Annotated in this window: 27 protein-coding genes; 14 read left to right on the top strand and 13 right to left on the bottom strand. The window is 41.7% G+C overall.

What is annotated here, in order from left to right; translation table 11 throughout:
- The first annotated feature begins 55 nt into the window (after window positions 1-55).
- On the top strand, window positions 56-616 hold the full coding sequence (locus tag K0I62_RS03860) for a phosphoribosyltransferase (RefSeq protein WP_220070212.1): 561 nt from the start codon (window positions 56-58) through the stop codon (window positions 614-616).
- A gap of 89 nt (window positions 617-705) precedes the next feature.
- On the opposite strand, the gene K0I62_RS03865 is transcribed toward K0I62_RS03860, so the two are convergent.
- The 6 genes from K0I62_RS03865 to K0I62_RS03890 all read right to left on the bottom strand — a co-directional run bounded on the left by K0I62_RS03865 (window position 706) and on the right by K0I62_RS03890 (window position 7,143).
- Window positions 706-918 carry a hypothetical protein gene (locus K0I62_RS03865; RefSeq protein ID WP_220070213.1) on the bottom strand — a complete coding sequence of 71 codons (213 nt, stop codon included), beginning with the start codon at window positions 916-918 and terminating at the stop codon, window positions 706-708.
- A 227-nt stretch (window positions 919-1,145) separates the two neighbouring features.
- Window positions 1,146-3,752, bottom strand: a complete 2,607-nt coding sequence (pepN, locus tag K0I62_RS03870) for an aminopeptidase N (protein ID WP_220070214.1) — start codon at window positions 3,750-3,752, stop codon at window positions 1,146-1,148.
- Between the two features lie 110 nt (window positions 3,753-3,862).
- On the bottom strand, window positions 3,863-4,456 hold the full coding sequence (gene lpoB, locus K0I62_RS03875) for a penicillin-binding protein activator LpoB (protein WP_220070215.1): 594 nt from the start codon (window positions 4,454-4,456) through the stop codon (window positions 3,863-3,865).
- Window positions 4,457-4,480: 24 nt separating this feature from the next.
- Window positions 4,481-5,848, bottom strand: coding sequence for a COG3014 family protein (locus tag K0I62_RS03880; RefSeq protein WP_220070216.1), 1,368 nt, complete (start codon window positions 5,846-5,848; stop codon window positions 4,481-4,483).
- 119 nt (window positions 5,849-5,967) lie between these two features.
- Window positions 5,968-6,180, bottom strand: coding sequence for a SlyX family protein (locus K0I62_RS03885; RefSeq protein WP_220070217.1), 213 nt, complete (start codon window positions 6,178-6,180; stop codon window positions 5,968-5,970).
- A 9-nt stretch (window positions 6,181-6,189) separates the two neighbouring features.
- Window positions 6,190-7,143: a WD40 repeat domain-containing protein gene (locus K0I62_RS03890; RefSeq protein WP_220070218.1), complete on the bottom strand. Its 954-nt coding sequence runs from the start codon at window positions 7,141-7,143 to the stop codon at window positions 6,190-6,192.
- Window positions 7,144-7,355: 212 nt separating this feature from the next.
- Between K0I62_RS03890 and fkpA the strand changes: the two genes are divergently transcribed.
- Together fkpA and K0I62_RS03900 are read left to right on the top strand one after the other, a co-directional pair.
- The gene (fkpA, locus tag K0I62_RS03895; RefSeq protein ID WP_220070219.1) at window positions 7,356-8,123 is read left to right on the top strand and encodes an FKBP-type peptidyl-prolyl cis-trans isomerase; all 768 of its coding nucleotides are present in this window, start codon (window positions 7,356-7,358) and stop codon (window positions 8,121-8,123) included.
- Between the two features lie 164 nt (window positions 8,124-8,287).
- Window positions 8,288-8,662: a YacL family protein gene (locus tag K0I62_RS03900; RefSeq protein WP_220070220.1), complete on the top strand. Its 375-nt coding sequence runs from the start codon at window positions 8,288-8,290 to the stop codon at window positions 8,660-8,662.
- Between the two features lie 81 nt (window positions 8,663-8,743).
- Here the strand turns inward: K0I62_RS03900 and K0I62_RS03905 are convergent, their stop codons facing one another.
- Window positions 8,744-9,373: a response regulator gene (locus tag K0I62_RS03905; protein ID WP_220070221.1), complete on the bottom strand. Its 630-nt coding sequence runs from the start codon at window positions 9,371-9,373 to the stop codon at window positions 8,744-8,746.
- Window positions 9,374-9,433: 60 nt separating this feature from the next.
- Window positions 9,434-11,137, bottom strand: coding sequence for a nitrate/nitrite two-component system sensor histidine kinase NarQ (gene narQ, locus K0I62_RS03910; RefSeq protein WP_220070222.1), 1,704 nt, complete (start codon window positions 11,135-11,137; stop codon window positions 9,434-9,436).
- 247 nt (window positions 11,138-11,384) lie between these two features.
- Here narQ and nrfA point away from each other — a divergent pair, with 247 nt between their 5' ends.
- On the top strand, window positions 11,385-12,785 hold the full coding sequence (gene nrfA / locus K0I62_RS03915; protein ID WP_220070223.1) for an ammonia-forming nitrite reductase cytochrome c552 subunit: 1,401 nt from the start codon (window positions 11,385-11,387) through the stop codon (window positions 12,783-12,785).
- Window positions 12,786-12,859: 74 nt separating this feature from the next.
- Here the strand turns inward: nrfA and K0I62_RS03920 are convergent, their stop codons facing one another.
- Window positions 12,860-13,402, bottom strand: coding sequence for a hydrolase (locus K0I62_RS03920; RefSeq protein ID WP_220070224.1), 543 nt, complete (start codon window positions 13,400-13,402; stop codon window positions 12,860-12,862).
- Between the two features lie 248 nt (window positions 13,403-13,650).
- On the opposite strand from K0I62_RS03920, the gene K0I62_RS03925 reads away from it, so the two are divergent.
- The 5 genes from K0I62_RS03925 to aroG all read left to right on the top strand — a co-directional run bounded on the left by K0I62_RS03925 (window position 13,651) and on the right by aroG (window position 18,936).
- On the top strand, window positions 13,651-13,989 hold the full coding sequence (locus K0I62_RS03925; protein ID WP_220070225.1) for a P-II family nitrogen regulator: 339 nt from the start codon (window positions 13,651-13,653) through the stop codon (window positions 13,987-13,989).
- 12 nt (window positions 13,990-14,001) lie between these two features.
- Complete coding sequence (locus K0I62_RS03930) at window positions 14,002-15,252, top strand: ammonium transporter (RefSeq protein ID WP_220070226.1); 1,251 nt, start codon at window positions 14,002-14,004, stop codon at window positions 15,250-15,252.
- A gap of 94 nt (window positions 15,253-15,346) precedes the next feature.
- On the top strand, window positions 15,347-15,700 hold the full coding sequence (locus tag K0I62_RS03935; protein ID WP_434086823.1) for a hypothetical protein: 354 nt from the start codon (window positions 15,347-15,349) through the stop codon (window positions 15,698-15,700).
- Window positions 15,701-16,017: 317 nt separating this feature from the next.
- Window positions 16,018-16,950 (top strand): tetratricopeptide repeat protein, encoded by a 933-nt coding sequence (locus K0I62_RS03940; protein ID WP_258405079.1) that lies wholly within the window; start codon window positions 16,018-16,020, stop codon window positions 16,948-16,950.
- Between the two features lie 927 nt (window positions 16,951-17,877).
- A complete protein-coding gene (gene aroG / locus K0I62_RS03945) occupies window positions 17,878-18,936 on the top strand; it encodes a 3-deoxy-7-phosphoheptulonate synthase AroG (RefSeq protein WP_220070228.1) in 1,059 nt (352 codons plus the stop codon).
- A 51-nt stretch (window positions 18,937-18,987) separates the two neighbouring features.
- On the opposite strand, the gene K0I62_RS03950 is transcribed toward aroG, so the two are convergent.
- Window positions 18,988-19,164, bottom strand: coding sequence for a hypothetical protein (locus K0I62_RS03950; protein WP_220070229.1), 177 nt, complete (start codon window positions 19,162-19,164; stop codon window positions 18,988-18,990).
- Window positions 19,165-19,735: 571 nt separating this feature from the next.
- On the opposite strand from K0I62_RS03950, the gene K0I62_RS03955 reads away from it, so the two are divergent.
- Window positions 19,736-21,514 carry an ABCB family ABC transporter ATP-binding protein/permease gene (locus tag K0I62_RS03955; protein ID WP_220070230.1) on the top strand — a complete coding sequence of 593 codons (1,779 nt, stop codon included), beginning with the start codon at window positions 19,736-19,738 and terminating at the stop codon, window positions 21,512-21,514.
- A gap of 359 nt (window positions 21,515-21,873) precedes the next feature.
- A complete protein-coding gene (locus K0I62_RS03960; protein WP_220070231.1) occupies window positions 21,874-22,137 on the top strand; it encodes a hypothetical protein in 264 nt (87 codons plus the stop codon).
- Here the strand turns inward: K0I62_RS03960 and K0I62_RS03965 are convergent.
- Window positions 22,134-22,343 carry a hypothetical protein gene (locus K0I62_RS03965; RefSeq protein WP_220070232.1) on the bottom strand — a complete coding sequence of 70 codons (210 nt, stop codon included), beginning with the start codon at window positions 22,341-22,343 and terminating at the stop codon, window positions 22,134-22,136. The genes K0I62_RS03960 and K0I62_RS03965 overlap by 4 nt on opposite strands.
- Before the next feature lie 111 nt (window positions 22,344-22,454).
- On the bottom strand, window positions 22,455-22,988 hold the full coding sequence (locus tag K0I62_RS03970) for a phosphoglycerate mutase family protein (protein ID WP_220070233.1): 534 nt from the start codon (window positions 22,986-22,988) through the stop codon (window positions 22,455-22,457).
- 158 nt (window positions 22,989-23,146) lie between these two features.
- Between K0I62_RS03970 and K0I62_RS03975 the strand changes: the two genes are divergently transcribed.
- Both K0I62_RS03975 and K0I62_RS03980 read left to right on the top strand, forming a co-directional pair.
- On the top strand, window positions 23,147-23,728 hold the full coding sequence (locus K0I62_RS03975) for a DUF5610 domain-containing protein (RefSeq protein ID WP_220070234.1): 582 nt from the start codon (window positions 23,147-23,149) through the stop codon (window positions 23,726-23,728).
- Window positions 23,729-23,855: 127 nt separating this feature from the next.
- Entirely contained in the window at window positions 23,856-24,596 is a 741-nt protein-coding gene (locus K0I62_RS03980) for a ferredoxin--NADP reductase (RefSeq protein WP_220070235.1), read from the top strand.
- 113 nt (window positions 24,597-24,709) lie between these two features.
- Here the strand turns inward: K0I62_RS03980 and K0I62_RS03985 are convergent, their stop codons facing one another.
- Window positions 24,710-25,189 carry a hypothetical protein gene (locus K0I62_RS03985; protein ID WP_220070236.1) on the bottom strand — a complete coding sequence of 160 codons (480 nt, stop codon included), beginning with the start codon at window positions 25,187-25,189 and terminating at the stop codon, window positions 24,710-24,712.
- A gap of 171 nt (window positions 25,190-25,360) precedes the next feature.
- Between K0I62_RS03985 and K0I62_RS03990 the strand changes: the two genes are divergently transcribed.
- Complete coding sequence (locus K0I62_RS03990; RefSeq protein WP_220070237.1) at window positions 25,361-26,368, top strand: Fe(3+) ABC transporter substrate-binding protein; 1,008 nt, start codon at window positions 25,361-25,363, stop codon at window positions 26,366-26,368.
- The last annotated feature ends 160 nt before the right edge of the window (window positions 26,369-26,528 follow it).

The following is a 26,528-nucleotide window of genomic DNA, read 5'->3' on the forward strand; positions in this document are numbered from 1 at the left end:
TGATTAGTTCTTTACCTACTCATAACGCTAAATATAACAAGATGGGGACGGTCTGATGTCTGAAAAACACTTTATTACTGCACAGAAGTTGCTTGAGGATTCTTTTCGCTTAGCGGCACAGGTTTATGAAAGTGGTTTCAGACCACAATTTATCGTTGGGATATGGCGTGGTGGTGCTCCAATTGGTATTGCAGTTCAAGAGTATTTTGATTTTAAGAAGGTAGATACAGATCATATTGCCGTTAGAACCTCTTCTTATTATGGAATTAATCAACAAAGCAAGCAGATTAAAGTACATGGTCTGCACTATATTGTTGAAAATGCCAATGCGGATGACGGCCTGCTAATCGTAGATGATGTATTTGATTCTGGGCGTAGTATTCATGCGTTAAAAGAGAAGTTACAAGAGTTAATGCGTCTTAATATGCCAACGGATGTACGTATTGCTTGCCCCTATTACAAGCCAAAGAATACTGCCGTTGAATTAAAACCTGATTATTTTATTCATGAATCTGAAGAGTGGTTAGTCTTTCCCCATGAAGTGTCTGGTTTAACGCCTGAAGAACTTGCAGAGGGGAAAGGTGATCTTAAGAATATCAAGCATTTATTTGTATAGTTATCAATAGGCTGGCATATTAGTTTGCTTAAACAGAACTAGACTCGTAGCCAGAAAAATGCCACCTAATTTTAGGTGGCATTTTTGTTTTATAAGCGGTCTATTTCATCACCTAATTGATAAGATTTATCGGTGACGATTTTCTCTAGGGTTACGACGCGATCTTTTAACTTCCCTAGTTCAGCTTTTAAGGTGTCGATTTCTTGATTGTCTATATTGGCGTGGCGTTTGTTGTACTCCTTATAACCACTAATGGCAAAGCCACCGATCATCGCTATCGCTGCAATTTCAAAAGGTCCCATTGTTTTCTCCCTTAACCTCAATTTTTATAAACTTTCAGATACAAACTTTCTTATACGGATTGGTATTAATCACTATTGATAATGCTAAGCAAAGCTTGGGCCAGTTTTATCTTGTTGATTTTATAAGTTATTGGTGTATTACTGTTTTTATTCTGACTAACTATTCGCTAAATTAACTAACTATTTAGAGTTCCAGCGACTATCTCCAACTCTTGCTAATGATACTTTTACTGAAATATGCGCTCTTTAACCAATAAGCACTGTTTTTCTGTTTGTAAAGCGCGCTCGAGCCCTTGCTTAGTTACTTGGCTTAAATGGGATTCATTATTGAGTGTGTGTGTTAGCTTTGCGACGCTGGCATAAGAGCAGTTCATCGGTAAAAGGAACTGAGTATATAACCGCATAAACTCGGGACTATTGCGTTTATCTACTTCGGTAAGCTCTGCTAATCGTTGTTCTGCGGTCGCTTGGCTTAGTGCTTTCTGTTCGCTAGGATACAGTTGCTTCATTACCAGCGTTAACTTATCTAGCATCAAAGGATCGCTATTAGCATCATGTTGTTGTACTCGCTCAAACCATCGACGCTTTTGAGTTGCTTTAGGCTGGGCGACTTCAGCACTCATTGCATATTTTGCTGCTATTTCAGAGCTATCAACTTGCTTCTCTTTAAAGAGTAACCGTTGAGCACCAGAGTAATCGTATCGGTTGAGATGGATAATGATCGCCCAGCGCTGTTTCTGATCGAGGTTGATGCCAGTGAGTTGTTCGGTTCCAGCGAGTAGCGCTGCAAGGTGTTGGATAGCTTGGTGGCTAGTCGCGAAGTTTATATAGGCATTAAACCATAAGGATTTTATCTGATCTTGGGTTTGAGTCATGGTGAGGCGCAGGCTCATCTGTTCCAGAGCTCGCAGCGCTTTTTGACTATAACTTTGCTGGTTAGGGCTCATCTGTTCTAATAGTGCTTTAGTCTGCTCTAGTTTGTCGATCAGTTGCGCTAATACCATAGGTTGTTGTTCATGGGGCGCATTTATCAATACGCTGCCTAAAAATCGATTAAGAGGTAGATCTCCTTCTAGTACACTGCCCCATAATGTTTGCCAAAGCATGCTCCGCAGTTGTGCATTTTCAATTTTATGCAGATGTATTAGCGCGGTTTCAAGTGAGCGAGGGTCGAGTTTTACCCTGACATAGCCTAAGTCTTCGTAATTGGGAAAAACAAGATCTGGACATCTAATACCTTGTAGACGTTTGATATTAGTGGTCTGGCCATCGTAAGTGACAGTGGATATCAGATTGGGATGCAGTGCTTGGCGACCTAAGGTAAATAGGCCGAGTTTGACCTTTTGTTGTCTCAGGACTGAGCTGTCATCACTTGCGCTCTGATTGATGGAAAGATAACTAATACGGTTATTATTGCACTGGTACTGTGCTTCAATTTGATTAACACCACTTCGATAGAACCAATTCGTTGTCCAATCATCCAATGGGCGTTTGGTTGATGCAGCAAGCGTTGCCATAAATTCATTGAGAGTGGCAGTCCCATACTGGTATTGCTTCAAGTATTGATTTAACCCTTGGTAAAACGGTTTTTCACCTAATAAAAAGCTAAGTTGAGTAAGTAAGGCTACTCCTTTTTTAATGGTGCTAGGGGGAACTCCCTCATCGACCTGCTGACTGGTGGTTACTGCGGTCTCTATAGGTTGACTATTATCCCGTTCATCAATCTGATAAATATCATATTTATCTTGATAATCGATTGCTGCGCTAGGTTTTCCTGCCAGTGATTTGTTAGCCATAAAAGTCGCAAGGCTTTGGCTAAACCATAGATCGTCCCACCACCTTAAAGTGACAAGGTTACTGAACCATTGCTCTGCAATCGCTCGTGACACGACAAAGTGAAGTTGTTTGGTTTCTAGCGTTGGCTCCTCAAAAGTGCTGACAGCGGCATTTGCCATCATGCTTTGTGGTAGCTTGGGGACTAGCAGTTGATCATATTTAGAAAATGGATATGGAATGCCTAATTGTTGTTGATAGAAGGTTAGTGCCTGCCTAGTTTGCTCAAACCACTGGGCTGAATCGACTTGCTCGGCAATTGATTGGCGAGCATATAAGTTGATGGGCAGTTGCTCTAGTTCGGTGCGCCAATGCTTGTAGGGCCCAGCATGCAGCGAAAAGCTGTGTGGACTAATTGGTTGAGTTGCAGCGAATTGCCAGCGGGTAGCAGAGTCACCTTTAGTGTGATTGCTAGAAGTGCTGGCACTTATCACCGTCCAACCATTTGGGGCCGTAACCGTTAGGTCATATACGGCTTTCAGATCGGGTTGGTCAAACTGAGGCACCATCATTTGTGCGCTTGACGGTAAAAAGTGAGAGTAGAGATAAGTATTACCATCAATCGGATCAGTGTATCGGATCAGACCTTGATCAGTCTGGCTGTATGGCTTACGAAACTGAAGGCTAATTTGGTTGTTACCATGATTTAGCAGGGCGGCAGAGATACTCAAACGCTTGCCATCGTAATTGGGATAAACTTTGCTGCCGTTAATGGTAAAAGCGGTCACATTGGCTTGGTTAAAATCGAGGGCCAAAGGTTGCTCGGTATCACTTAGATTAAAGCTAATTAAGGCATTACCACTAAATTGTCGTGGGTGAGTTAATTCCAAATCAAGCTGATAATTTACATCACTGACCCGTTTGGCTCGCAGCAGGGCTTGCTGTGCACTCATGCTGTGATTTTGGTTTAAAACCAAATTTGGCTTTGGATTTGTGGTGCTTTGACAGGCAGTAAGCAATAGTGATATTACGCCAACAATACAAAGCTGAATCAGTTTCAAAACGGGACCCTTAATGATTAAATATCGCGGCTATTTTTAACCTGATGGCATAAAAAAACCAGCACTTTTGCTGGTTTTTTAAATCTGTTCTAAATTAATACCGTTAGCCATTACATGCCAAGAAAAGACTTAGACTTCACCTTGCGGATCTCTTTTTCATCAGACCATTCAATCAGCCCTGTTTCAAGGTCCATTAGACGCATGGTCATTTTATAATAGACATCTTTAGTACTGCCATCTTGCTTAACGATGCTAGATAGGTTGCCGTATAACATAAAGTGGGCACCAATTTGGCGGCCAAAGTTGATTGCAGTTGATGGATCGACCATGCCTGAGTTGTTTTGGTAGTCGAGCTGTTTACGTACCGCATCGACTTTTGTCATATCGATAAAACGGAATTTACCTGAGCGTAATAGCTTGTTACTAATCGAGTCGGTAACCGATTCAGTATCGATATGTTCTGAGGTTTTATTCTTAATCTTATCAACAAAAATGATTGGACGGTCATTTGCTGTCATGGCCACCACTGGAGGGAAAGTTAGCATACTGTCGACCATTTTAGCGGTTATCGCTTGTAGATCGGTGGAACCGAAGTTTTCATTGACGGTTTCTACTTCAGTCGCATCACCGTATTGGACCTTTGATTGACAGCCTGCGAGACCGATTGCCACTGCAATGATAAATAGAAGTTTGAACTTTTTCATAAAATACCGATTCCTATAAGTAGATTAAATGATTATTGAATAAAAGCGGGTGTAATTACCAGTATCTATTATCCAAATTAATGTTGTTTTACCACTTTGTACCTCGATGCTTTGTGGCGCGCGTTGGTCGAGCGCTATTTGATAGCTTCCTGAGGAGACATATTTCCTCGCTATTTGTGCCTGTCTCGGTAAAGTTAGCCAACTGCGTCTATCTGCTTGCTCCGAGACCACATTAAAAATTTGCATGGCTATTGCTACCGCATCAATTTCATTGTTGCGTTGCTTCGATTTACTTTGAACGCTTTTAGTCATCTCTGATTTAGCATAGACCCTAGCTGCTTGCCTAAAAAGGGTTGCGGGCAGATCTTCTTTTAATGCTGTAATGGCGAGCGCATCAATACTGGCTATAGGCGCTGTGGTCAAAACGGTACCTAAGCCGGTGATCTCGCCTGGTTTAGTTGCCATTCGGTTAGGAAAATAGGTCGCTAAAGATGCAGTTTGCCAGTTGCCATTTATCGTAAATGGCACTGTGAGGCTTTGCTTTTCTGGAACAAAGCCACGTTCTAACAGAATGACGACTTGCCCTTGCTGCTTACTTGCAGTCTTAGCTTCTCCCCAGCGACGCTTAAATTCATCATATTGAGGCATCGATAACTGCTGTGCTAAACGTACTAGGTCTTGCTGAAGGTAAGGGTTGTTAGGCGTTATTTGAGCCGCTTTTCGATAATCGATAAAAGCATCGTTTGGTTGCCCTAATAATTCATATAATAGGCCAGTGGTATAATAGCTGTAAGCATTCAAAAATGAACTCGTTGTAGCGCCCGCTGCGTTGGCGAGTCTATCCATCTCGTTGTCAATGGTGCCATTTGCCATTGATTGTACTGATTTTTGTGACTTCTGATAACGAGATTGCTCTAGGCTCTGTAGCTCATTACTGCGGCGAACTTCGACTAATGCACCTTGGGCATCACCGCTAAACAGATAATTGAGCGCTTGGTATTGATGCAACATTATCCGCTCAAAGCCGGGACCTCGGTATGGAATAACGTTGTCGTTGATAAATAAACTGCTGGCAGTAGCGCCTAAATCACTAGCACTCAGCACAGCCTTGTCATCAAATTTCTCATACGCCGCAACGGCTTTAGCGTAGTAGCTTTTACTGGCCTCAAAATCACCTTCTAACTGAGCGACTCGGCCAGCTTCTTGAGCATATAGTAAGCCATCGGCACCACTGAGCTTGTCATCAAATTGCAGATAGCTATTCGTTGTGGTTGGTGAGTTTAGTTGCGCCTTAATCGGCGCAATTTGAGAAGGATAATTAATGAATATACTGTTGAAGGCGCAACCTGACAGACTTAAACTCAGTAAAGTGGCAACCAAAAACTGTTTCATTACCTATGCACCTTAATGGCTCTAGCGTGTTGAGTTATCGCCATACTATTTAATACCCCTTGATTGGTTTCCATGCTCGGTTAATAGCGATATCGATACCGAGCTATAATGGAGCGTTATCAGTAGTGTGGTGGAGGAGTCTCTTCAGCCTGGCTGGCCATATTGCTGGGTTCAACCTGTTGTATTTTACTGATAAGTATGCGTAGCTTTTCTTGTTGTTCATTGACCAACTCGTTGAGTTTTATCACCTGTTCATCAAGTGCATCAATTGTGCTTTCTTGAAAGGCGAGTTTCATTTCCAGTTCTTCAATTCTTTGTTCTAGTTGCACCAATCTTTTCCTCTATTGGGCGGGGATTGCCCAAGTTTCTAATAAGCCATTACTGCTAATGCTCATAACTTGATTATTTTGCGCTTCAGCGACAGAGTATACTACGGCTCCTTTGTTTTGAGCATGCTCTGTAAGGTTAACTCGCCAATTAGCCAGCAATTTCCCATTTGAAACTTGCCAATACATCACTTCACGCGCGGGGGACCCAGTAAGTAGGCTTGTATTGTCTTTGGTAAACCTTGCGGATGAAAAGTTCATTGTTCGGCGATTAATCTTCAATTGACTTAACTGCTGACCATTTTTAGTTTGCCAAATAATACCTTGGTTGGTGCTATCAGAACCAAACGCAAGTTGACCATCGTTACTGATGCTCACTTTAAGCACTCGACTCGGTAGTTGCCATCGATATATTGGTTGTCCCGTTTGCGCGCGCCATAAAATCACCTGATTATCATTGGCCCCTGTGAGCGCAAGCCGTCCATCATTGGAGATGGAGACGCTATTGACCTTCTCCGTATGGCCGAGAAATTTAATCAAGCGGTTTTCTTTGGGTGCTAAAGACATCACGCTGCCATCGGTCAAGCCAACTAAAAGTGCACCAGTATTGGCCAGTGAAACAGATTGCCCTGTGGATGGTAGCGACCACCAACCTAAAGATTGCCCATCTTCAAGATTCCAAAGGGCGACGGAGTCTCGACTTAGCGATGCGGCATATTTGAGATTATTCGAAATTGCGGTGTCGATAGCTTGTTCGTTGTGTTTACCATGAAACCATTGATAACGCTGGGTGTTAGATTTTAGCTCCCATAGCTGTAAGTTACTGCGGGCTGTGCTGAGCAGTAAAAACCTGCTACCAGCTGAGAGCGTAGCGCTATATCCTGGCTCATAGATAATCGGAGTCGCGTTAGGTTTTGGCTGACAGGCTGTGATAATAGAGCAAATTAGCAGCAAACTGCTTTTTTTCATGAACTTGTCCCTAAAGATATTGTCTGTAGCTCAAGTGTTATTGCATTATGCTGTTTAAAAGCGTCACGCTATGCTGAATGTTGAGTCGTACTCATATAGCTTAGATTAAACATCAGCAATGTAATTGGAATATGTTAATTAACTAGTATAGAGTGGTTCGTCTTATAACAGTAAGGTTATTGTAACCACAAGAAAATACTGAGGAAGCTTTAATGAAGTCGATTTACAAAATTTCTCTGGTCGCGCTAGCAGTGGTAGGTTTAACTGCTTGTAATCAAGAAGAAAAAACAACAACTGCGCCAGAAGTTAAGTTAGAAACAGCTGCGCAAAAGCAAGCATATAGTGTCGGTGCTTCGATTGGTAAGTACATGTCAGGACACATTAAAGAGCAAGAAGAATTAGGTTTACCGGTTGATCGCAGTCTAATCATTACTGGTTTTAGCAATGGGCTTAGTGATGAGCTCAAGCTGACTGAAGAAGAGATGCAAACGGTTCTTCAAAGTTTAGATGAAACTTTAAATCAAAAGCGTCAAGCACAAGCAGCTGCTTTAGCTGAAAAAGCACAAGCAGAAAGCAAAGCTTTCCTCGAGGCGAATAAGGCGAAAGAGGGTGTGGTTACTACTGAATCGGGTCTTCAATATGAAGTGTTAACATCTGGTACTGGTGAAAAACCCGCTGCTGAAGACACTGTTGAAGTCCATTATGTGGGAACACTAATTGACGGAACTGAGTTTGATAGCTCTATTGCGCGCGGTGAGCCGGCTAAGTTTCCATTGAACCGTGTTATTCCTGGTTGGACCGAGGGGGTGCAGTTAATGCCTGTCGGTGCTAAGTATAAGTTTGTTATTCCTGCTGAGCTTGCCTATGGTAATCGAGATACAGGTAGTATCCCTGCAAATTCAACCTTGATATTTGAAGTGGAACTGCTCTCTATTGAAAAAGCTGCTGCGCCAACAGCAGATGCTGCGGCGGCAAAGTAAGCGATAGCTAAACACTAAAAGGGCGCATAGCGTCCTTTTTTGTGTCTGGATTTTAGTCGCTTGATAGATCTTTTTTGATTACGTCAATTTACCGAGCTAGATAACTACGCATTTCCCATTAGCTTGAGTTAAAATTTGCACATAGTTGTTTTGGGATTTTGGTTATGGAATATGAGTTTCGCCGTAATACGTTAACTGGCACGTTAGTCGCCAATTTTTCGATGGACCATGAGATCATGGGGCTGTGGTTTGTCGATGAGCTGGGCGAGGACAGTCAATTATGTCAGCAATTACAAAATACCATATTACTTTTACAACAAAGTGCGATAAGTGATAAACGTTTTGTGGGTAAGGCGATTTCGATTGAACTAGATAGTGAACAAGTTCGCGTATTTGCTAATGTGTTAGAGATGGGAGATGAGGTTGAACTCGATGAATCCATGTCTTTCTATAATGGTGAATCAGAAGCTTTTTGTGGTTTAGAGGATTTTGCAGCAGCCTTGGATAGTTGGCAGGCATTTATTAAGGATAGCCGCTAAGACAGGCATTAAACCGAAATAGTAAAGGCAGCGTTAGCTGCCTTTACTATTTAAAAACCGTCAAGGTTCAATTGACAGAGTTTATTGATTTAGGTAACGCACCGCCATTTCTGTACGAGATTTAGCATTGGCTTTTCTGAGTAAATTCTTTACGTGAACCTTTACGGTTCCTTCACTGATATGGAGTTGTTCGGAGATGACTCGATTGCTTTTGCCTTCTGCCAGCAATTCTAAAATCTGTAACTCCCTAGGCGTTAAGCTATCAATCCAAATCTGCTCATCTTCACTATCTTTACGCTCATAAAGAAACTCCTCTACAGAATCAGAGATCACTCGGTGACCTTGCATTGCATTTTTGAGTTTTTCGAGGAGTAGATCGGGCTCAGTATCTTTAAGTAAGTAGCCGTCAGCTCCAGCTTTTACCAAGCGAACAACATCTTGTTTGGCGTCAGATACGGTGAGAATAACGATACGGCTGGTGACCCCTTCTTGCCGCAGGGCATTAAGGGTATCTAGTCCGGTCATTCCTTTCATATTGAGATCGAGTAATACGATATCTGGCTCATCTTCAGCAGTGGAAGATAGCGCATCTAATCCGCTACCCGCTTCGCCAAAAAGAGTAAAATCAGTGTCTGATGCGATGAGTTGGCAGATCCCTCGGCGTAATAAAGGATGGTCATCTACCACGAGTACTGAGTAAGGTTTGCCCATTTTTAACTCTCCAGCGGCTGTATGCTGTATAAAAAAATTAATGTGTGCTACCTAAACCGACTATTGGTCAGGTGCTTTTTCTGGCGGAAAAAGTAAGGTTACTGTGGTGCCGCCATTATCATTGCTAAAAAAGTCTACTATACCAGAAAGCCTGCTGGCGCGCTCATGCATAATTCCAATCCCAAAATGTTGATCTCGTTCTTTTAATTTATCGACGCCAACACCATCATCGCTGATGCTAATGCGAACATTAGCACCTTCGGTCACGCAAGAAATGTCGATATGTTTGGCATTGGCATGCTTAATTGCGTTTAGGGTCGCTTCTCTGGTGAGCTGCAATACATGTATATGCTGATGAGCGCCGAGTAATTGCATCGGGAGCTTATAGTCGAGTGTGATCTCGGCTGTTGATTGACTGCGGAGTTGATCTAGCATCGCCTCTATTGCATGGTTAAGATTCGGATCATTAATGGTTAAGCGAAATGTGGATAGTAATTCTCTAAGCTGCACGTAGGCTGTATTTACCCCTTCATTGATTTCGCTAAGCTGTTGTTCTACTTGAGGGCTACGGCATTGATCATTTAACCCTTTAGACAGCAGGCTAACTTGGATTTTTAGAAATGAGAGCAGTTGCCCTAATGAGTCGTGCAACTCCCTTGCAATGACTCCTCTCTCTTCCATTAAGGCTAACTGTTGACGTTGTTCGCCCGCGTTATAGATAACAATTGAACGAGCAAGCATGATGGCGAAGTTTTCAAATAGTGCATGATTGATCCCTCCGTTTGCTGCAACTTCGAGATACCCTAGCTCATTTTCAGCGAATTTTAGGGCAAAGCGTATCTGTGCTATGGATGAACGCGGCCAGCCCCCATCAGCCTCGATGCAGAGCTGTTCATCTTCATCTTGTACTATGATCACTCTGATAAACGTGCTTGGTTCATGTGCTCTTAATTGGTTGAGTGCCTGTCTTATCGTATTTTTTTCAAGCTTACCTGAATGCAGCATGACGAGGTTGTCATAGAGTAATTTGAGTTCATTGTTGGCTCGGGTTAATGCGAAGGTTTTCTCTTTAACTTGATTCTCGAGGTTGTCATATAGACTTGATAGTTCCAGGGCGCTCGTGGCGAGTGCATTACTAAGCGCACTTAGCTCTATATATTCGCTTTGAGGTACATCGACATTAAAATTTCCCTTAGATATGGTGTTTGCTGACTCCATTAGCTGATGCAATGGTTTGACGACTTTTCGCTTGGTATAGCGGACGGCGAAAAAGGCGATCAACAACATTAGGCTTAAGCCTGCAATTTGGCTTGCGGTGAGCAGTTTTAGTTTAAAGGCGGCATGTTGTTCAGTCTCAAGAACCAGAAGGTCGATCGTATCAACAAAATCCTTGAGTGCAGAGGCATAAAGGCGAGAGTTTTCCTCTTCAATATAGGCTTTCATCACCTTCCACTTTTGGATCACTAACAGATACTGCTCTCCTAGAACATCTGGGGCCATCCAACTTAATGACCGCTTAAGTGCGTTGGAATAAAGGGTTGTTTCAAACTCTTTAATTTTCTCATCGGCATCAGCACTACCCGAGTTTGCATAAAACATCAGGCGATAACTCTGCATCCGCAAAGACCCTGAGGCATTAATCGCTCTAGCGTCACCTAGGCTGTATGCCAAATTAGCGATAGCAAAGGTTGCCAGCCCGCTGGAAAGTAAAATAAAGGTTAACATTAACCCAAAAATTGTGGAGGTAAGACTACCTTTCTTCATCTATTTAGAACTCATTAATTTATTTCAGAATTTAGTGATTATCCACTACACCGCTTTATTAGTCTTCGTGCATTAAATTAACATATTGGTAAAAGTGTGACGTACAACACATTCACATTATGATCTAACTCAAATTTTACCCAGGATACCCCATAAGAGGTATATTTTAAGTGCGGGTTAAAGGCTAACTTTGGCCATGGAGATGATGTGGTTATTAAGACTACAATAAAAGTAACACGGAGATGAGATGGTGAAAACATTAACTAAGAAAACCTTTGCACTAAGTGCTTTGGTCGCGGCAAGCCTTATGGCTACTGGCGTGATGGCGAGCGAAAAAACAGAGCCTCGTAATGAAGTTTATAAAGATAAGTTTTCTAAGCAGTACGATAGTTGGCATGACACTGCTGAGAGCAAAGAAGTCGTCGATATGCTCGAGAAAGTGCCTAGCTTAGTCGTACTTTGGGCTGGTTATGGTTTTGCCAAAGATTATAATGCGCCACGTGGCCACATGTATGCCGTCACTGATGTTCGTAATACACTGCGCACCGGTGCACCTAAATCAGCCGAAGATGGTCCAATGCCAATGGCATGTTGGTCTTGTAAGAGTCCTGACGTACCTCGCGTGATCGAAGAACAAGGTGAAGATGGTTACTTCACTGGTAAGTGGTATAAAGGTGGCGCTGAAATCGTTAACACTATCGGTTGTAGTGATTGTCATGAGAAAGGTTCTTCTAAACTACGTATGTCTCGTCCATTCGCCGATCGCGCAATGGCAACATTAGGCACACCATTTGATAAAGCGTCTAAGAAAGATAAGCAATCTATGGTTTGTGGTCAGTGTCACGTAGAGTACTACTTCGAGAAGACTAAAGATCGCAAAGGGTTTGTTAAGTTCCCTTGGGATATGGGCACAACCGTTGAACAGATGGAAGTCTACTACGACAACATGGAGTTCGCTGATTGGACGCACGCCGTATCTAAGACGCCAATGTTGAAAGCACAACACCCAGGTTATGAAACTTGGAAGCTTGGTGTACATGGTCAGAACAATGTGACCTGTGTTGATTGCCATATGCCTAAAGTTAAAAATGCTGAAGGTCGTAAGTTTACCGACCACAAAGTAGGTAACCCATTCGATCGCTTCGAAGAGACATGTGCTACTTGTCACTCTCAAAGCAAAGAGTTCATGGTTAACTTGACTAAAGAGAAGCAAACTAAGGTTAGTGATCTTAAGGCTCGAGCTGAATCTCAGTTAGTTAAAGCTCACTTTGAAGCGAAAGCGGCATGGGATGCTGGTGCAACTGAAGCTGAAATGAAGCCGATTCTTATGGATATTCGTCATTCACAATGGCGTTGGGATTATGCAACAGCATCTCATGGTGTAGCCGCTCATGCTGCAGATGAAGCACTGCGTATTCTTGGTACTTCAGTAGATAAAGCGGGTGATGCACGAGTTAAACTTGCTCAACTACTTGCTGCTAAAGGCGTGAAGCAACCAATTGCTATTCCTGATGTATCTACCAAAGCCAAAGCGCAAGCTGCGCTAGGTATGGATATGAAGAAGATGAACGCTGCGAAAGAAGAGTTCAAGAAAACTACATTGCCTAAGTGGGATGAAGAGGCTAAGAAGCGCGAAGCAACTTACTAAGCCATATTATTTAGTAAAAGTGTTTTAGTAAAAACCCTGGTTAGATAACCAGGGTTTTTTTATGCGATTAACCACTATTTAATCATCTTAAGTAAGGCTTTAAAGCGTTCACCGCTAGCGTGCTGTTGAAGTTCAAACAGCAGAGATTCACAGTTTGTTACTTTAGCGCCATATTGGGTCATCATCTGAATACCAAGTTGCTTATTCTCAGCGGTACGAGAAGATACTCCATCGGCAATCACGTTGACTTCAAAACAATTATCTAATAAATCTCTACATGTTTGATAAACACATATATGCGTCTCAATCCCCGCCATTAATACCTGTTTGCGATCATGACGCTCCATGGCTTCACGAAAAGCCTCAGTATGCCACGCACTAAAATGTGCTTTAGCTATCGGTTGATATTTAGGTGAGAGCAGTGTTTGAAGGTTTTGGCTGGTTGCTCCGAGTTTATCTGGTAGTTGTTCAAGCCAAACAACGGGAATTTCAAATAATTCAGCTGCTTTAATTAAGGTTTCCAACTTGTTCGTCATTGTTTCTGCTTGATGCATCATTTGAGCGAGTTTGCCCTGCACATCAACGATGACGAGTACACAATCTTGTGGTGTCAACATAGTTACCTCCTATTTTTTGGTGTCCCATCATACCGATAAAGACTATTTTACCAATCCGTCATAGGTCGAATAAACACTGCCCGTTTTTTGTGCGCTAGCTGCATGTTTGCACCTTATTGGTGCGTAGGTGTGTTCAAATTTGGCAGCGCAACAAGTTAACAGTATGTATTTTTTATGTTTTTACTTTTGGCCTGATGCTTGAATTGTTTTTTTTATAACAAAACTACAATTACGAGCCGGAGGCTGGAATGAAACTAATCAGCGCAATAATCAAACCATTTAAATTGGATGATGTACGAGAAGCAATAGCTGGGTTGGGTATAGAAGGGATGACCGTCACCGAGGTGAAAGGATTTGGCCGCCAAAAAGGGCATACAGAATTGTATCGTGGGGCAGAGTATCAGGTCGATTTCTTACCTAAGGTGAGACTTGATATCGCCACCAAAGCTGAAAATGTTGATCATCTGATTGAGTCGATCGTTTCAGCTGCGCGAACTGGCAAGATAGGCGACGGTAAAATTTTTGTTACGGATCTGGATCAGGTTGTCCGTATCCGTACTGGCGAACTCGATAACGAAGCACTTTAAGAGGATTAGATAATGGAAGAGTTAAAGGCACTGGGTGCAACAGTTACTGAGCTGCGATTCGCACTAGATACATTCTACTTTCTTATTTCTGGCGCGTTAGTTATGTGGATGGCGGCTGGTTTCGCCATGCTTGAAGCTGGTTTAGTTCGCTCGAAAAATACCACTGAAATTTTAACCAAAAACGTATGTTTATTTTCAATTGCATGCATTATGTATTTGCTCGTCGGTTATAACATCATGTATGTCGATAATGCTGAAGGAGGTTGGTTGCCATCGTTTGCGAGCTTGATTGGTTCTCAAGCTGGAGATGCTGATCATGCATTGGAATCGGACTTCTTCTTCCAAGTGGTGTTTGTTGCGACTGCGATGTCTATTGTTTCTGGTGCTGTAGCTGAGCGTATGAAGCTGTGGGCATTTTTAGTCTTCTCAATTTTCATGACCGGCGTGATCTACCCAGTTGAAGGGTACTGGACGTGGGGGGGAGGATTCCTCTCTGAAGCGGGTTTTGTTGATTTTGCTGGTAGTGGTATTGTGCACATGGCTGGTGCTGCTGCAGCGATTTCAGGAGTGTTATTGCTTGGTGCGAGAAAAGGCAAGTATGGCGCAAATGGTCAGGTTAATCCTATCCCTGGTTCTAACCTGCCCATGGCGACATTAGGTATGTTTATTCTATGGATGGGATGGTTTGGCTTCAACGGCGGCTCTCAGCTGTTAGTGTCTGATGTTGAAAATGCATCAGCAGTAGCCAAGATTTTTGTAAACACTAACTCTGCCGCGGCATTTGGTTCAATATCTGCTTTGATCGTATGTAAAATGGTATGGGGTAAAGCCGATTTAACCATGATTCTTAATGGTGCATTAGCAGGTTTAGTTGCAATTACCGCGGACCCACTATCTCCATCATTGCCGCTTGCTGGTGCGATTGGTCTAGTGGCTGGTGGCATTGTGGTGTTCTCTATCGTGATGTTCGACCGTATTAAAATTGATGATCCTGTAGGTGCTATTTCGGTTCACGGTGTGGCTGGTTTGTTTGGATTGGTGATGGTGCCTGTGTCAAATGCTGATGCAACTATAGTGGGTCAGCTCTACGGTGCAGCAGTGATATTCGCTTGGGTATTTAGTGCGTCATTTGTAGTTTGGTATGCACTTAAGTTAACGATGGGTATCCGCGTTACCGAAGAGGAAGAGTACAACGGTATGGATGCTTCTGATTGTGGTATCGATGCTTATCCTGAGTTTGTATCACTAAAAAGTGCTAACTAATCACTTAATATAGTGTTATCTCTATCTGGGCCTTTGCTATTCACGCAAAGGCCCTTTTTTTATGTATGATAAGTTATATTAATTGGTATTATTAATGAGAGTCATTGTTGACTGGAGAACTCACATGCGAGTGCTAGCATTGTGTATTAGTTTATTTTTTGTTGCAGTGGTTCATTCAGGTCAAGTGGTTGTTCGCAAGTCGAGTGAACCGTTTGATGCGTTTGCAGTTAGGGATAAGGTTCTTAAAGACCATCAATGGCAAGAGATGTTGCGAATGCAGCAGCAGATCAAAATTTTGCAAGCGCTACCTACAGGCTGCGTAGCTATATCAGTTCCCTATCGTCATTTTCGTTGTGGTGGTTATTACTATCGCCCTTACGGCTATCCAAGTGCTCGATCTGGTGTTGACGAGGTATATATTCAGGTAGATCCACCGTTAAATAAATAAGGTTGTTAATATTTTGTAACGCTTTGATGAGGCGAAAGCCAAGTTACTGCCTTATGATAGATTTTATGATGTGATCGTAAAGGTTCGCTATTATGAGGTCAATAATATGTTTATTCGCTTTACTTCTGCTCATACAAGGGTGCGCATCTTCGACATCAGAAACTCCCATTGACAATGTAGAACAGTATTTTTTGGATGCTCATTTTTCCCCCGTTGACGACCTTATTCAGCCGCAGGAGCTTTTCTCTCTATCTCCTCAGATCACAGAGACATTAAGGCAAGATTTTCAAAATAGTCGCAGGTCTAGAGATTACACTATGGCAAATCGTTGGTTGGCTAATTACATCAATGCCAGTAACGGTGGATTTATATATCAAGATAATGTTACCCGTATTGCTCAAGAAACCTTTAGTGATAGAGCGGGGAACTGCCTATCTTTAGTTTTACTTACAGCTGCTTTGGCTGAAGTACTCGATGTAAATGTAGAGTTTCAAGAGGTAGAAGTTCCGCCTGTTTGGGGCAAGCATGGAAACTTTTATTTGGTTAACGGTCATATCAATTTACGTTTAATCCCCAGAGAAACCAGTGATACCTATTTAGTCTCTAAAGATGCAATCCAAATTGATTTCTTACCAGAAAGAAGCATGCGCGGATATGCCACAAAACGCATAGATAAAACCACGGTCATGGCCATGTTCTTTAATAACATTGCCGCGGAATCTTTGGTTGATGGCAAGTATAACCTAGCCTACGCCTATATTAAGCAGAGCTTATTATTAAAGCCTGAATTTGTGTCTGCGCTGAATACGTTAGCGATCTTATATCGTCATAAAGGGCTAGATAGCGATGCGGAAACGGTTTACAAGTTAGCTTTATCTCAGAGTAGCGAAGACTTAACGACGCTATATAATTATGCGGTGTTATTGTCGAGTCAGCAGCGATTAGACGAATGGGCTGAAGTTCATAAAACACTTGAGCTTGCGAGGATTCGTAATCCTTACTATTACTACGATATGGCGCAACAAGCATATTTTGACCGTGAGTATCAAACTGCATTAACTTGGTATAAACGAGCGGTTGAGAAGGCCAATTATCGTCATGAGTTTTACTTCGGTTTATCGCAAGTGTACTGGGCGACAGGGGATGAGCGTAAGGCTCAATTAAATCTTGAAAAGGCATTAGCCTTAACTGAGGATAAGATGAATAAACGTCGTTACCAGTCAAAATTACATGCGATGAAAAACCATTAATGGTTAACATCTTTGATGCTCGTTTTTAGCATAGGCGTTTGAACTTAAGTTATATTTTTTGATGGCTTTAACGGGGCTTACTAACGTAAATCGATGGATAGAGCCATAGCGTGTTGAGGCTTCTCTCCGCCTCAATTCTCTTTGAATAGTTTGCTTTCTGTTTAGTTAGTATTGAATACTACTCTGCAGACGGTTTAGCATTGATCTGCTTGATCCCCTTATTTATCTGTTAGGTTAACTCATTGTCAAAGGTGGCTGTTTTTCGTTGTGCTGGCGCAAATATTTGATGCTCAGACACTGGGGAACTCGTATCTACTCTGTGTTGTAATAGCGCTTTATAATAAGCAAACATTCGCCTTTATAATACAACCGCTTCGACACGTTTGGTAAACAGCATTAATACCTGGCTGCGTTGGCGGGGCCGCCATCAGTTTAAAATCCTCACTCAAATATCAGGTCGCATTTTGAAGCCCATTTAGCGATAAATGAGCCAAGTCGGTAACGGGTTTCTTGCGGCGCAGGATTGGCTAAATGACTGAATTGTCGAAACTCTTAGCATAATAAAAACAGTAAACATATCATTAGTCGTTTAGGCAATCCTTTGTGGTTGCTTACAGTCAGTGTGTATCTATATTTTGCGCGTGTCGAAGATTTTTCCGCTGCATGAGTGATTTGATGTGGCGTAATATAGCTAAACTTGGCGGCCATGTTGGTTTTGTTGTTGTGTTTAACGGGTTGGGAACGCTCGTTGGGATAAGCATTTTTGTAATTAAATAAATATAATTTCATATAATAACAATATGTTATTTTATGTTTGTTAAATTTATCAATGTTTGATTGCAATGGTAGCCAATACTGGATAAATTGAAAGAAGTAGTGCAATAGAGAGACTTTTATTTAATCGTTAGCCGGAGTTTAAACGTTACCATGTATTATCAAAATGATGATGTTCGCATCAATAAAATTAAAGAGTTATTACCTCCTGTCGCGATACTTGAGCGATTCCCGGCTACCGAAAATGCATCTGCGACGGTATTTAACGCACGAAAAAATATTCATGAACTATTAAAGCATCGTGATGATCGGTTGTTAGTTGTGATAGGCCCTTGTTCAATTCATGATCCTAAAGCTGCTTTAGAGTATGGCCAGCGTTTGGTCGGTTTACGTGAGCAATATAAGGATCAGTTAGAGATTGTCATGCGTGTTTATTTTGAAAAACCCCGCACGACAGTTGGCTGGAAAGGGCTAATTAATGATCCGTATATGGATAATAGTTTTAAACTCAATGATGGATTGAGAACAGCACGTAAATTGTTACTTGACCTCAATGATATTGGTGTTCCAACTGCTGGTGAGTTTTTAGATATGATCACGCCCCAGTATGTGGCTGACTTAATGTGCTGGGGAGCAATTGGTGCTCGGACCACTGAATCACAAGTGCATCGAGAGTTAGCTTCGGGTTTATCTTGTCCTGTAGGTTTTAAAAATGGAACCGATGGGACAATTAAAGTTGCTATCGATGCTATCGGTGCAGCCAGTGCACCCCATCATTTTTTATCTGTGACTAAATATGGACATTCAGCGATTGTGTCAACCAAGGGAAATCCAGATTGCCATATTATTTTACGCGGTGGTAAGCAGCCTAATTACAGCGCGCAAGATGTTGATGCGATTCAAGAGCAATTAATTCAGGTGGGCCTACCTGCAAATATTATGGTCGACTTTAGTCATGCTAACAGTAGTAAGCAGTTTAAGAATCAGATGCTAGTTGCCGATGATGTTGCAGGTCAAATTAGTGCTGGTAATCGGTCTATTTTTGGCGTCATGGTTGAGAGTCACCTTGTTGAGGGACGTCAAGATTATGTTGAAGGTCAGCCATTATGTTATGGTCAAAGTATCACCGATGCTTGTATCGGTTGGGAAGATACAGAAAAGCTATTAGCGGTGCTGAGTAATAGTATTATTAAACGCAGAAGAGCTTTGTAACAAAGATAAAAGGAAGCGTAAGCTTCCTTTTATTAAATTAGCTTACAGTCGTTATATTAACTTCTGTTTTACCAAATATTCATTTGCTTTTGCGAGACTACCAAAAGACGATATCAAGTTGTTTTGCCCTTTTTGTTGAATTTCTGGGCTATTCGATTCTGTCATCATCCATACCCAAGTTTGTATTAACGGCAATGGTGGGTATTTTGCTTCAGATGATTGTGGCATATCGGCTTCCTTTAACTATATGGGGTTATTCCCGATGTCATACTCGCTAAGGTTAAGCAGCCTTAGCGACAAGTGCAGATTACCAAAATATATATAAAGAGATAACAACAATTCATCTCATTTGAGCATATTTGGTAAATTATTCACTCTATTCTAGTTCTTTTTTATCGTTTTTTACACAAAATGTAGAACTAAAGTGCTACTCGATATGTCTGGGGAATCTGTTTACTAGGAGTTGATTGTTGTTACTGACATATGATCACAGTTTGAGTTTTAGCTCAGCGTTAAAGTAAGTTATCTGTTCTTGGAATCACTAATGTTGAAAGTCACTGAAAGGACTAGTTTAAGGTCGAGGGCTGTACAGAGTTAAGCGTAATTAGTTTCTTGGTTTTAATCATATTAGACAACAAGATTAATCTCTTGTTTAGGTTAGTATTACCAATTAGGTAGGAGCTTGATTCAGAGTGACTAAGACACAGACACTCAAGTTGGGATAGGTTCAATTTTTCTAACTATTATCAGATGTAAGCCTTGGGGCGATCTGTATTTTGTTTTTTTACATGGAGTAATTATGCGCCCCACACTGTATTTTGATGGTCCAATTGATAAATTAAACTGGCATGTTCTTAAGTTGCTTTGGCCCTACTTATTAGAGTTTAAGGGACGAGTGGTGTTAGCTTTGCTATGTTTGGTTATCGCTAAGATAGCCAGCGTCGGGTTACCATTCATACTCAAGTCTTTAGTCGATACCTTAAGTGTTGCATCTACTGAGCAGATGATTAGTGTTCCTATTGCGCTTGTTGTTGCCTATGGCGGAATGCGTTTACTCAATACTGTGATTTCCGAGGTGAGAGATACGCTGTTTGGTCGTGTAACAGAGCGTGCGATTCGTCGTCTAGGCCTTTCCGTATTCGAGCACCTGCACAGGCTGGATTTAGCGTTTCATTTAGAGCGCCGAACAGGTGGTTTATCTCGTGATATCGAACGAGGCACTAGTGGCGTGAGTTTCTTAATGCGTTTTATGGTGTTTAATATTGTGCCAACTATGTTGGAGATAGCCTTAGTCGTGGGCATTTTGTTTTACAATTATGGGGTTCTTTTTGCGCTTATCACTTTAGGTGCGGTTACCGCTTATATTTTGTTTTCAGTTGTTGCGACAGAATGGCGTACTGAATTTGTTCGAGAGGCCGCACGCGCTGATTCGCAATCTAATACGCGAGCAATAGATAGTTTGTTGAACTACGAAACCGTAAAGTATTTTAATAATGAAACCTATGAATCTGAAAAGTATGACCAGACCTTAGAGGCTTGGGAGAGTGCTAAACGTAGCAACCGCTTATCCTTATTTGCATTAAATGCAGGCCAAGCGCTCATTATTTCGTTGGCAATGACGATGATGCTTGCTCTTGCCGCAAAACATGTGAGTGAAGGAGCTATGACCATTGGTGATTTTGTTCTCATTAATGCCTTCATGATGCAATTGTTTATGCCTCTTAATTTTTTAGGGTTTGTCTACCGAGAGATCCGAGGAGCCTTGGCTAATATTGAACGTATGTTCTCGTTGTTGGATAGAGAACCTAAAATCCAAGATAGCACTGATGCGAGCAGCCCAGAGATACTCCGAGGTGGGTTACGTTTTGACAATATCAGCTTTAATTATGATGGACGGATGATCCTCAATGATGTGAGTTTTGAATTACCGCCAGGGAAGAAAGTCGCCATTGTCGGCGATAGCGGCGCAGGTAAGTCGACGATAGTTAAATTACTGTTTCGTTTTTATGAGGCGCAGCAGGGATACATATGTATAGACAACTACAATATTTGCTCTTTAACCCAAAATGCCTTACGCCAAGCAATTGCGATAGTACCTCAAGATACCGTGCTATTTAACGATTCATTGCTTGAAAATATTCGTTATGGCTCACCTCATGCTTCTGATGAGGAGGTGAATAAGGCTATTAAAATGGCACATCTCTCAGGATTTATTGCACAACTTAATGATGGCTGGCATACCAAAGTCGGTGAGCGAGGTTTAAAGTTGTCAGGAGGAGAGAAGCAAAGAGTGGCAATTGCAAGGGCGATATTGAAGGGCTCTCCTTTATTGGTGTTTGACGAGGCAACCTCATCACTCGACAGTCATTCTGAGCAGGCAATACTTAAAGCGTTAAAAGAGATGGCTAAAGGACATACAAGTTTAGTGATCGCTCACAGGCTATCTACGGTAGTCGATGCCGATCAAATTTTAGTGTTAAGTCAGGGGAAGATTGTTGAGCGAGGAGATCATCATAGCTTGTTAAAAGCTGGGGGGGTGTATCACAAGCTATGGACCGTCCAGAATCAGCATCAATGATAATCTTATGTGCTTTATACCAATGAGCTGATCACTCAGCGAGGATGTAGGGAAGATGCAAGACCTTGTGGTTTGCAACGAGTGAAGGGCATACTTGTTCTAGGCTCAAACTCGTTAACACAGTATCAAAAGTACTATAACTCGCCTGTTAGGCGTGTTTTTACCTTCCGACTTATGCGTTGAGTGGTCTCACAAGGGAACAAGCACTCCATCATAAATTAGCTTTGAAGGAGTTGCCAAAAAACACGCTCAGTAGAACAATTTCTGATACTGATGAGTATAAATGCTGGTTAATTAAGTTCTTGTTCAGGTTGCAGCTGCATAATAAGTTGAAGGCAAAATGCAACGAGAATATATCGATGAAAAATATACCAATTCATGCGAGCATTGAGGGTCAGCACGCCACCGTAGATACTGACTGGTTAGCTATTATGGCTACATTAAAAAAGCGTGGCTTAGAGCAAGAAGAACTTATGTTGGTATACGCGCAATTAACTTCCTATCTGCGGGTGACAACCAGAGGACTGACTTTGTCAAAGATTGTTGGTGATACATCAATTGAAGGAGTAACGAGAGAGCCAAAGATATCTTCGCAGGATTTTATAGGTATGGTTAGCCCTTAGGCTGACTTGGAGGTATTAATCAGTCTCCAGCCATCACAAAGTAGGCTTAACTTCATGTTGTTTGGCTCATAAGGGGTTAGGCGAATTATTTCACCGCCTTTAAAGCAGATTGTTTCACCTTCGATCACGGTTAATCGGTCGCAATTTTGGCAGCTCACCGATAACGGTTTGCTTTTACTTCCCGATCCAAAAAATGAATCACTCACCAGTAGTTCTCCTTACTTTAAACCTTGGGCTAATAGCGCCCCCTATTCCATGCATTGCTAATGTAATAGAGTTTAGCCCATAAATCTAGGGCTATCTAGATTAATATTTAGCTACTCATTATTGTTGCTTGAACTTGCACCGTATTGGGTTCGGATCAAGCTTACTGCACCATTTTGGGGGATTGAGACAATGAATAAATTGTCATATTCGCCTTCTGATAACATTGGTATTTTCGGCCCCCCTAAAGCTTTTATTATCAGAGGAACCGTATTCGAGTGTCCCGCGATGATAATGTTGCCATCGTGCTGTTTCACTTTTGCTACGACTTGTTGAATATGTTGGTTAATATCGTTTGTCGCTGGCATTATTAGCAACGGAATTTTTTGCGCATTAGTGATTGGTTCCAAGGTTTCTTTTGTTCGCGCGAACTGAGTACTTATTGCGAGTGTTAGCTCCGTTTTTGCTAACGTTTTTGCAAGCTGTCTCGCTCTAATCTTCCCTGCTTCAGTAAGACTCGGATCTTGTCGTTCTGTCGATTTTTCAGCATGCCTAACTAAGATAACGCTTTTCGTTATAGCGTCCTGCGCGGCGGATGTCGCGCTAAAGCATAATGCTGCAATTATAAAAATACCAATCAGTCGCATTGTCGTGGCTTCATTACTATGGCAACTGTCGCAGTATACCCTAGTCTGGGGGGAAATTCGAATAATTGTGATGAATTTCACACTTTTGTCTAAAGCTGTTTGAAAAATGGTCGATAATAGAAGATGGGCGATCGGCTGTTATGTTGAGAGAGGAAGTTATGCAAATTCAAAATCACGGTGGGGCTGTATCTGAGGTTGCTCGTCAAAAATCAGAAACCACATCGAATCATGGGCAGCAGGTCTCTGAGGTTGCCAAAAATAAGACTGCTTTAGCTGCAAGTAAGCACTTGATGAATTCTGCTATCTTATCTGCTCAACAAGAAGTCAATTTGAGTTCAGGTAATGAGCCGATGCGCTTGCTATATAAAGCGGCTATTGAGGCGATAAATGAAGAGTTGGCACCTATTATGGGTGAGCGAGCAATCGAAACTGCCGCAGAACAAGGTGTTGATACTTCCCCTGAAGCAACTGCTGACCGTATTGTTAGCTTTGCGACTCAATTTTTTGCCATTCATCAAGAACAAAATCGTGGTATGTCGTTTGATGAGCAGCTCAGTTCCTTTATGGATGTTATTGGCGGTGCGATCGATCAGGGATTTGATGAAGCAAAAGACATTTTGTCTGGTCTCAAAGTTCTCGAGGGTGATATTGCAGATGGTGTCGAGCAAACCTACGGATTAGTGCAGGAAGGTTTGATGGCATTTCGAGACAGCTTTACTACAGATAAAGAGCCTGAGTAAAGATAGGTTTGTCTGCTTGCAATAATGAGCCGCTATTTAAAGGGAGTTTTTGTTATCTTGACTCTACGAGAAATAACCATCAATGATGGATATATTACCAGTTAAAATTAATTGATGAGGTGGATATATGTGGGGGGAGGCTAGAGTAGTAGAGCGTATAGATTGGAATGATCAACTATTTACTTTAAAGCTATCTGCTGATATCGGTGATTTTATTGCTGGGCAATTTATAAAATTGTCGCAACATATAGAAGGTAAGCGTGTGGCGCGCGCCTATTCGCTTGTTAATGCCCCATCAAGTGATTTTGTCGAAGTGCTGGCGATTAATGTTGAAGGTGGAATGCTGTCTCCAAACCTTCAAGCTTTGAAAGTCGGTGACAGAATTGATATTTCTACTAAAGCTGCAGGTTTTATGACGCTTGATGAATTACCTAATCAAGGGCGTCATTTATGGCTGTTCGCCACAGGTACTGCTGTAGGGCCGTTTATTTCAATGATGAGAACAGCACAACCTTGGAGTCGTTTTGAGAAAGTCATTTTGGTTTATGGTGTCCGGCATGCAGATGACCTGGCTTACTTTGAAGAACTGAAATCATTTAAGTCTCTGTATCCAGGACAGTTTGAATTGGTGACTTCGGTAACGAGAGAACCTTATGAAGGTGCAATTAATATGCGTATACCTCAAGGAATGCTCTCTGGTGTGATAGAAGCGCAAATAGGAGTCAAGCTCACAGCCGAAGATGCGCAGGTGATGATATGTGGTCATCCCGAGATGATTAAAGAGCTCAATCAATTGCTACTTGAGCGTGGGTTAGCGAAAAATTTACGTCGGGCACCAGGACAAATTACGGTTGAAAAGTATTGGTAGTTAAATCATGTTAGTCGGACAATAATATATCGATTATTGTTTTTGTTGGGTTTATGGCTATTTTACATTAATCATATGAATAGCATTTTTAAATTAGCAGTCTAACGCTATTTTTAATCTGATGATCGTCGTCCCTTCCGGTTAGATCCTCGGCGATTCTTTTCACCAAATACGCCGAATAATTCTTGCGTAACTCCGAAATCTAATCGTCTATCTTCATTGTATTTTCTTCTATCTTCATAATGAATATAACGGCAGCAACACTCTTCATTTTCACAGCCAGCTAGTGGCAGCCTAGGGGCTTCTTGAGAGAGATAGCGCTTGCCTTTTAATCCTTTTGCGCTAGCACACATGCCCGATTCATTCACAATTTCAACGCAGTGATAGGAGTGAGGGGTTGCTTTCCCCTCGTGAGTTGAGATCAATTCCTGCTCACTTGCAATCGGTGGTTGCTCACTAATTGGGCTATGACGAATTTTATCATGTTGATGGACCGTTTTCTTAGAGCGCCTTAATTTCCTTCGAGTAAATCTGTGTTTAAACATAAACATTAAGACGGTGACAGCTAACACCAGAGCAAATATTTTAATCAAGATATCGATACCGTTTGTTGCTTATTTTTAGCAAAGTCTAGTTTGAGACCTTTAAAGGAGCAAAATTTATACTAGATAGATTTTGGGGATTTTAGCTTGCCGTTTAACAATCGATTGATTAATCTACCCGTAATTGATAATCATTATCACCATTGTTGTGGGAGAGTATAAATGAAGTTTGTTAAAAGCTTGGCTGTTTTAGGATTAGCTTGTGTCACAACGTTAGTGAACGCGGCTGACACCTTAACCGTTTATTCCTATCGTCAGGCGTTTTTGATAGAACCTATTCTTGCCGACTTTACTAAAGAAACTGGCGTGAAGGTCAATGTCGTCTTTTCTAAAAACGGCATTGCTGAACGCGTTGCGCGAGAAGGGCGCTTATCTCCTGCAGATTTGATTTTGACATCAGATTTTTCTCGTTTAATGGAGTTAGTAGACAAAGAACTCGTGCAGCCTGTGAATAGTAAAACCTTGAATGACAATATTCCTCAGGCATTAAGATCGCCACAAAATGACTGGTATGCATTGACCAAGCGGGTGAGAAATGTCTATTCATCCAAAGAGCGGGTGGGACCAATAGCGATAGACTACGAAGATCTTGCTGATCCTAAGTTTAAAGGCAAAATTTGTACTCGTAGCGGCAAGCATCCTTACAATATCTCTTTAGTCGCGTCCATGATCGCACATCATGGAGAACAGGAAACCAAAGTATGGTTAGAAGGTGTCAAGGCAAACTTGGCTCGCAAGCCTCAGGGGAACGATCGCGCTCAGGTCAAGGCGGTTAAAGAGGGATTGTGCGACCTGGCCATTGGCAACAGTTATTACTTAGGTAAGATGCTGCAAGACCCTAATCAAGTCTCTTGGGCTGAGGCGGTAAGTATCAACTTTCCGAACCAAGAGAATCGAGGTTCCCATATCAATGTTTCTGGTATGGCTTTAGCGAAGCATGCTCCACACAAACAGAATGCAATAAAGTTAATGGAATATCTATCAAGTGATGCCGCGCAAAAGTCTTATGCCGAAGTCAATATGGAGTATCCAGTTAAGTTAAATGTGGCGCCGTCAAAACTTGTCTCGTCATGGGGGGAGTTTAAATCCGATGAGTTGCCGATTTTTAAATTAGCAGAATATCATAAAGCTGCAGTTAAGTTATTAGATGAGGTTCAGTTTGATCTGTGATGGCGTGTTGTAAAACAGATTAATAGACTTTAAGCGATAGCCTTCTCTATAGAGAGGGCTATTTTATTTTTTATCGAATAATGCTCATTTTGTCATTTATTATTCTTGTTCTTTAAGATTAGATTTAGGTTGATGGCAGATAATTGTGCGACTGAGTTAA

The organism is Shewanella psychrotolerans (genome assembly GCF_019457595.1).
Classification (GTDB): domain Bacteria; phylum Pseudomonadota; class Gammaproteobacteria; order Enterobacterales; family Shewanellaceae; genus Shewanella; species Shewanella psychrotolerans.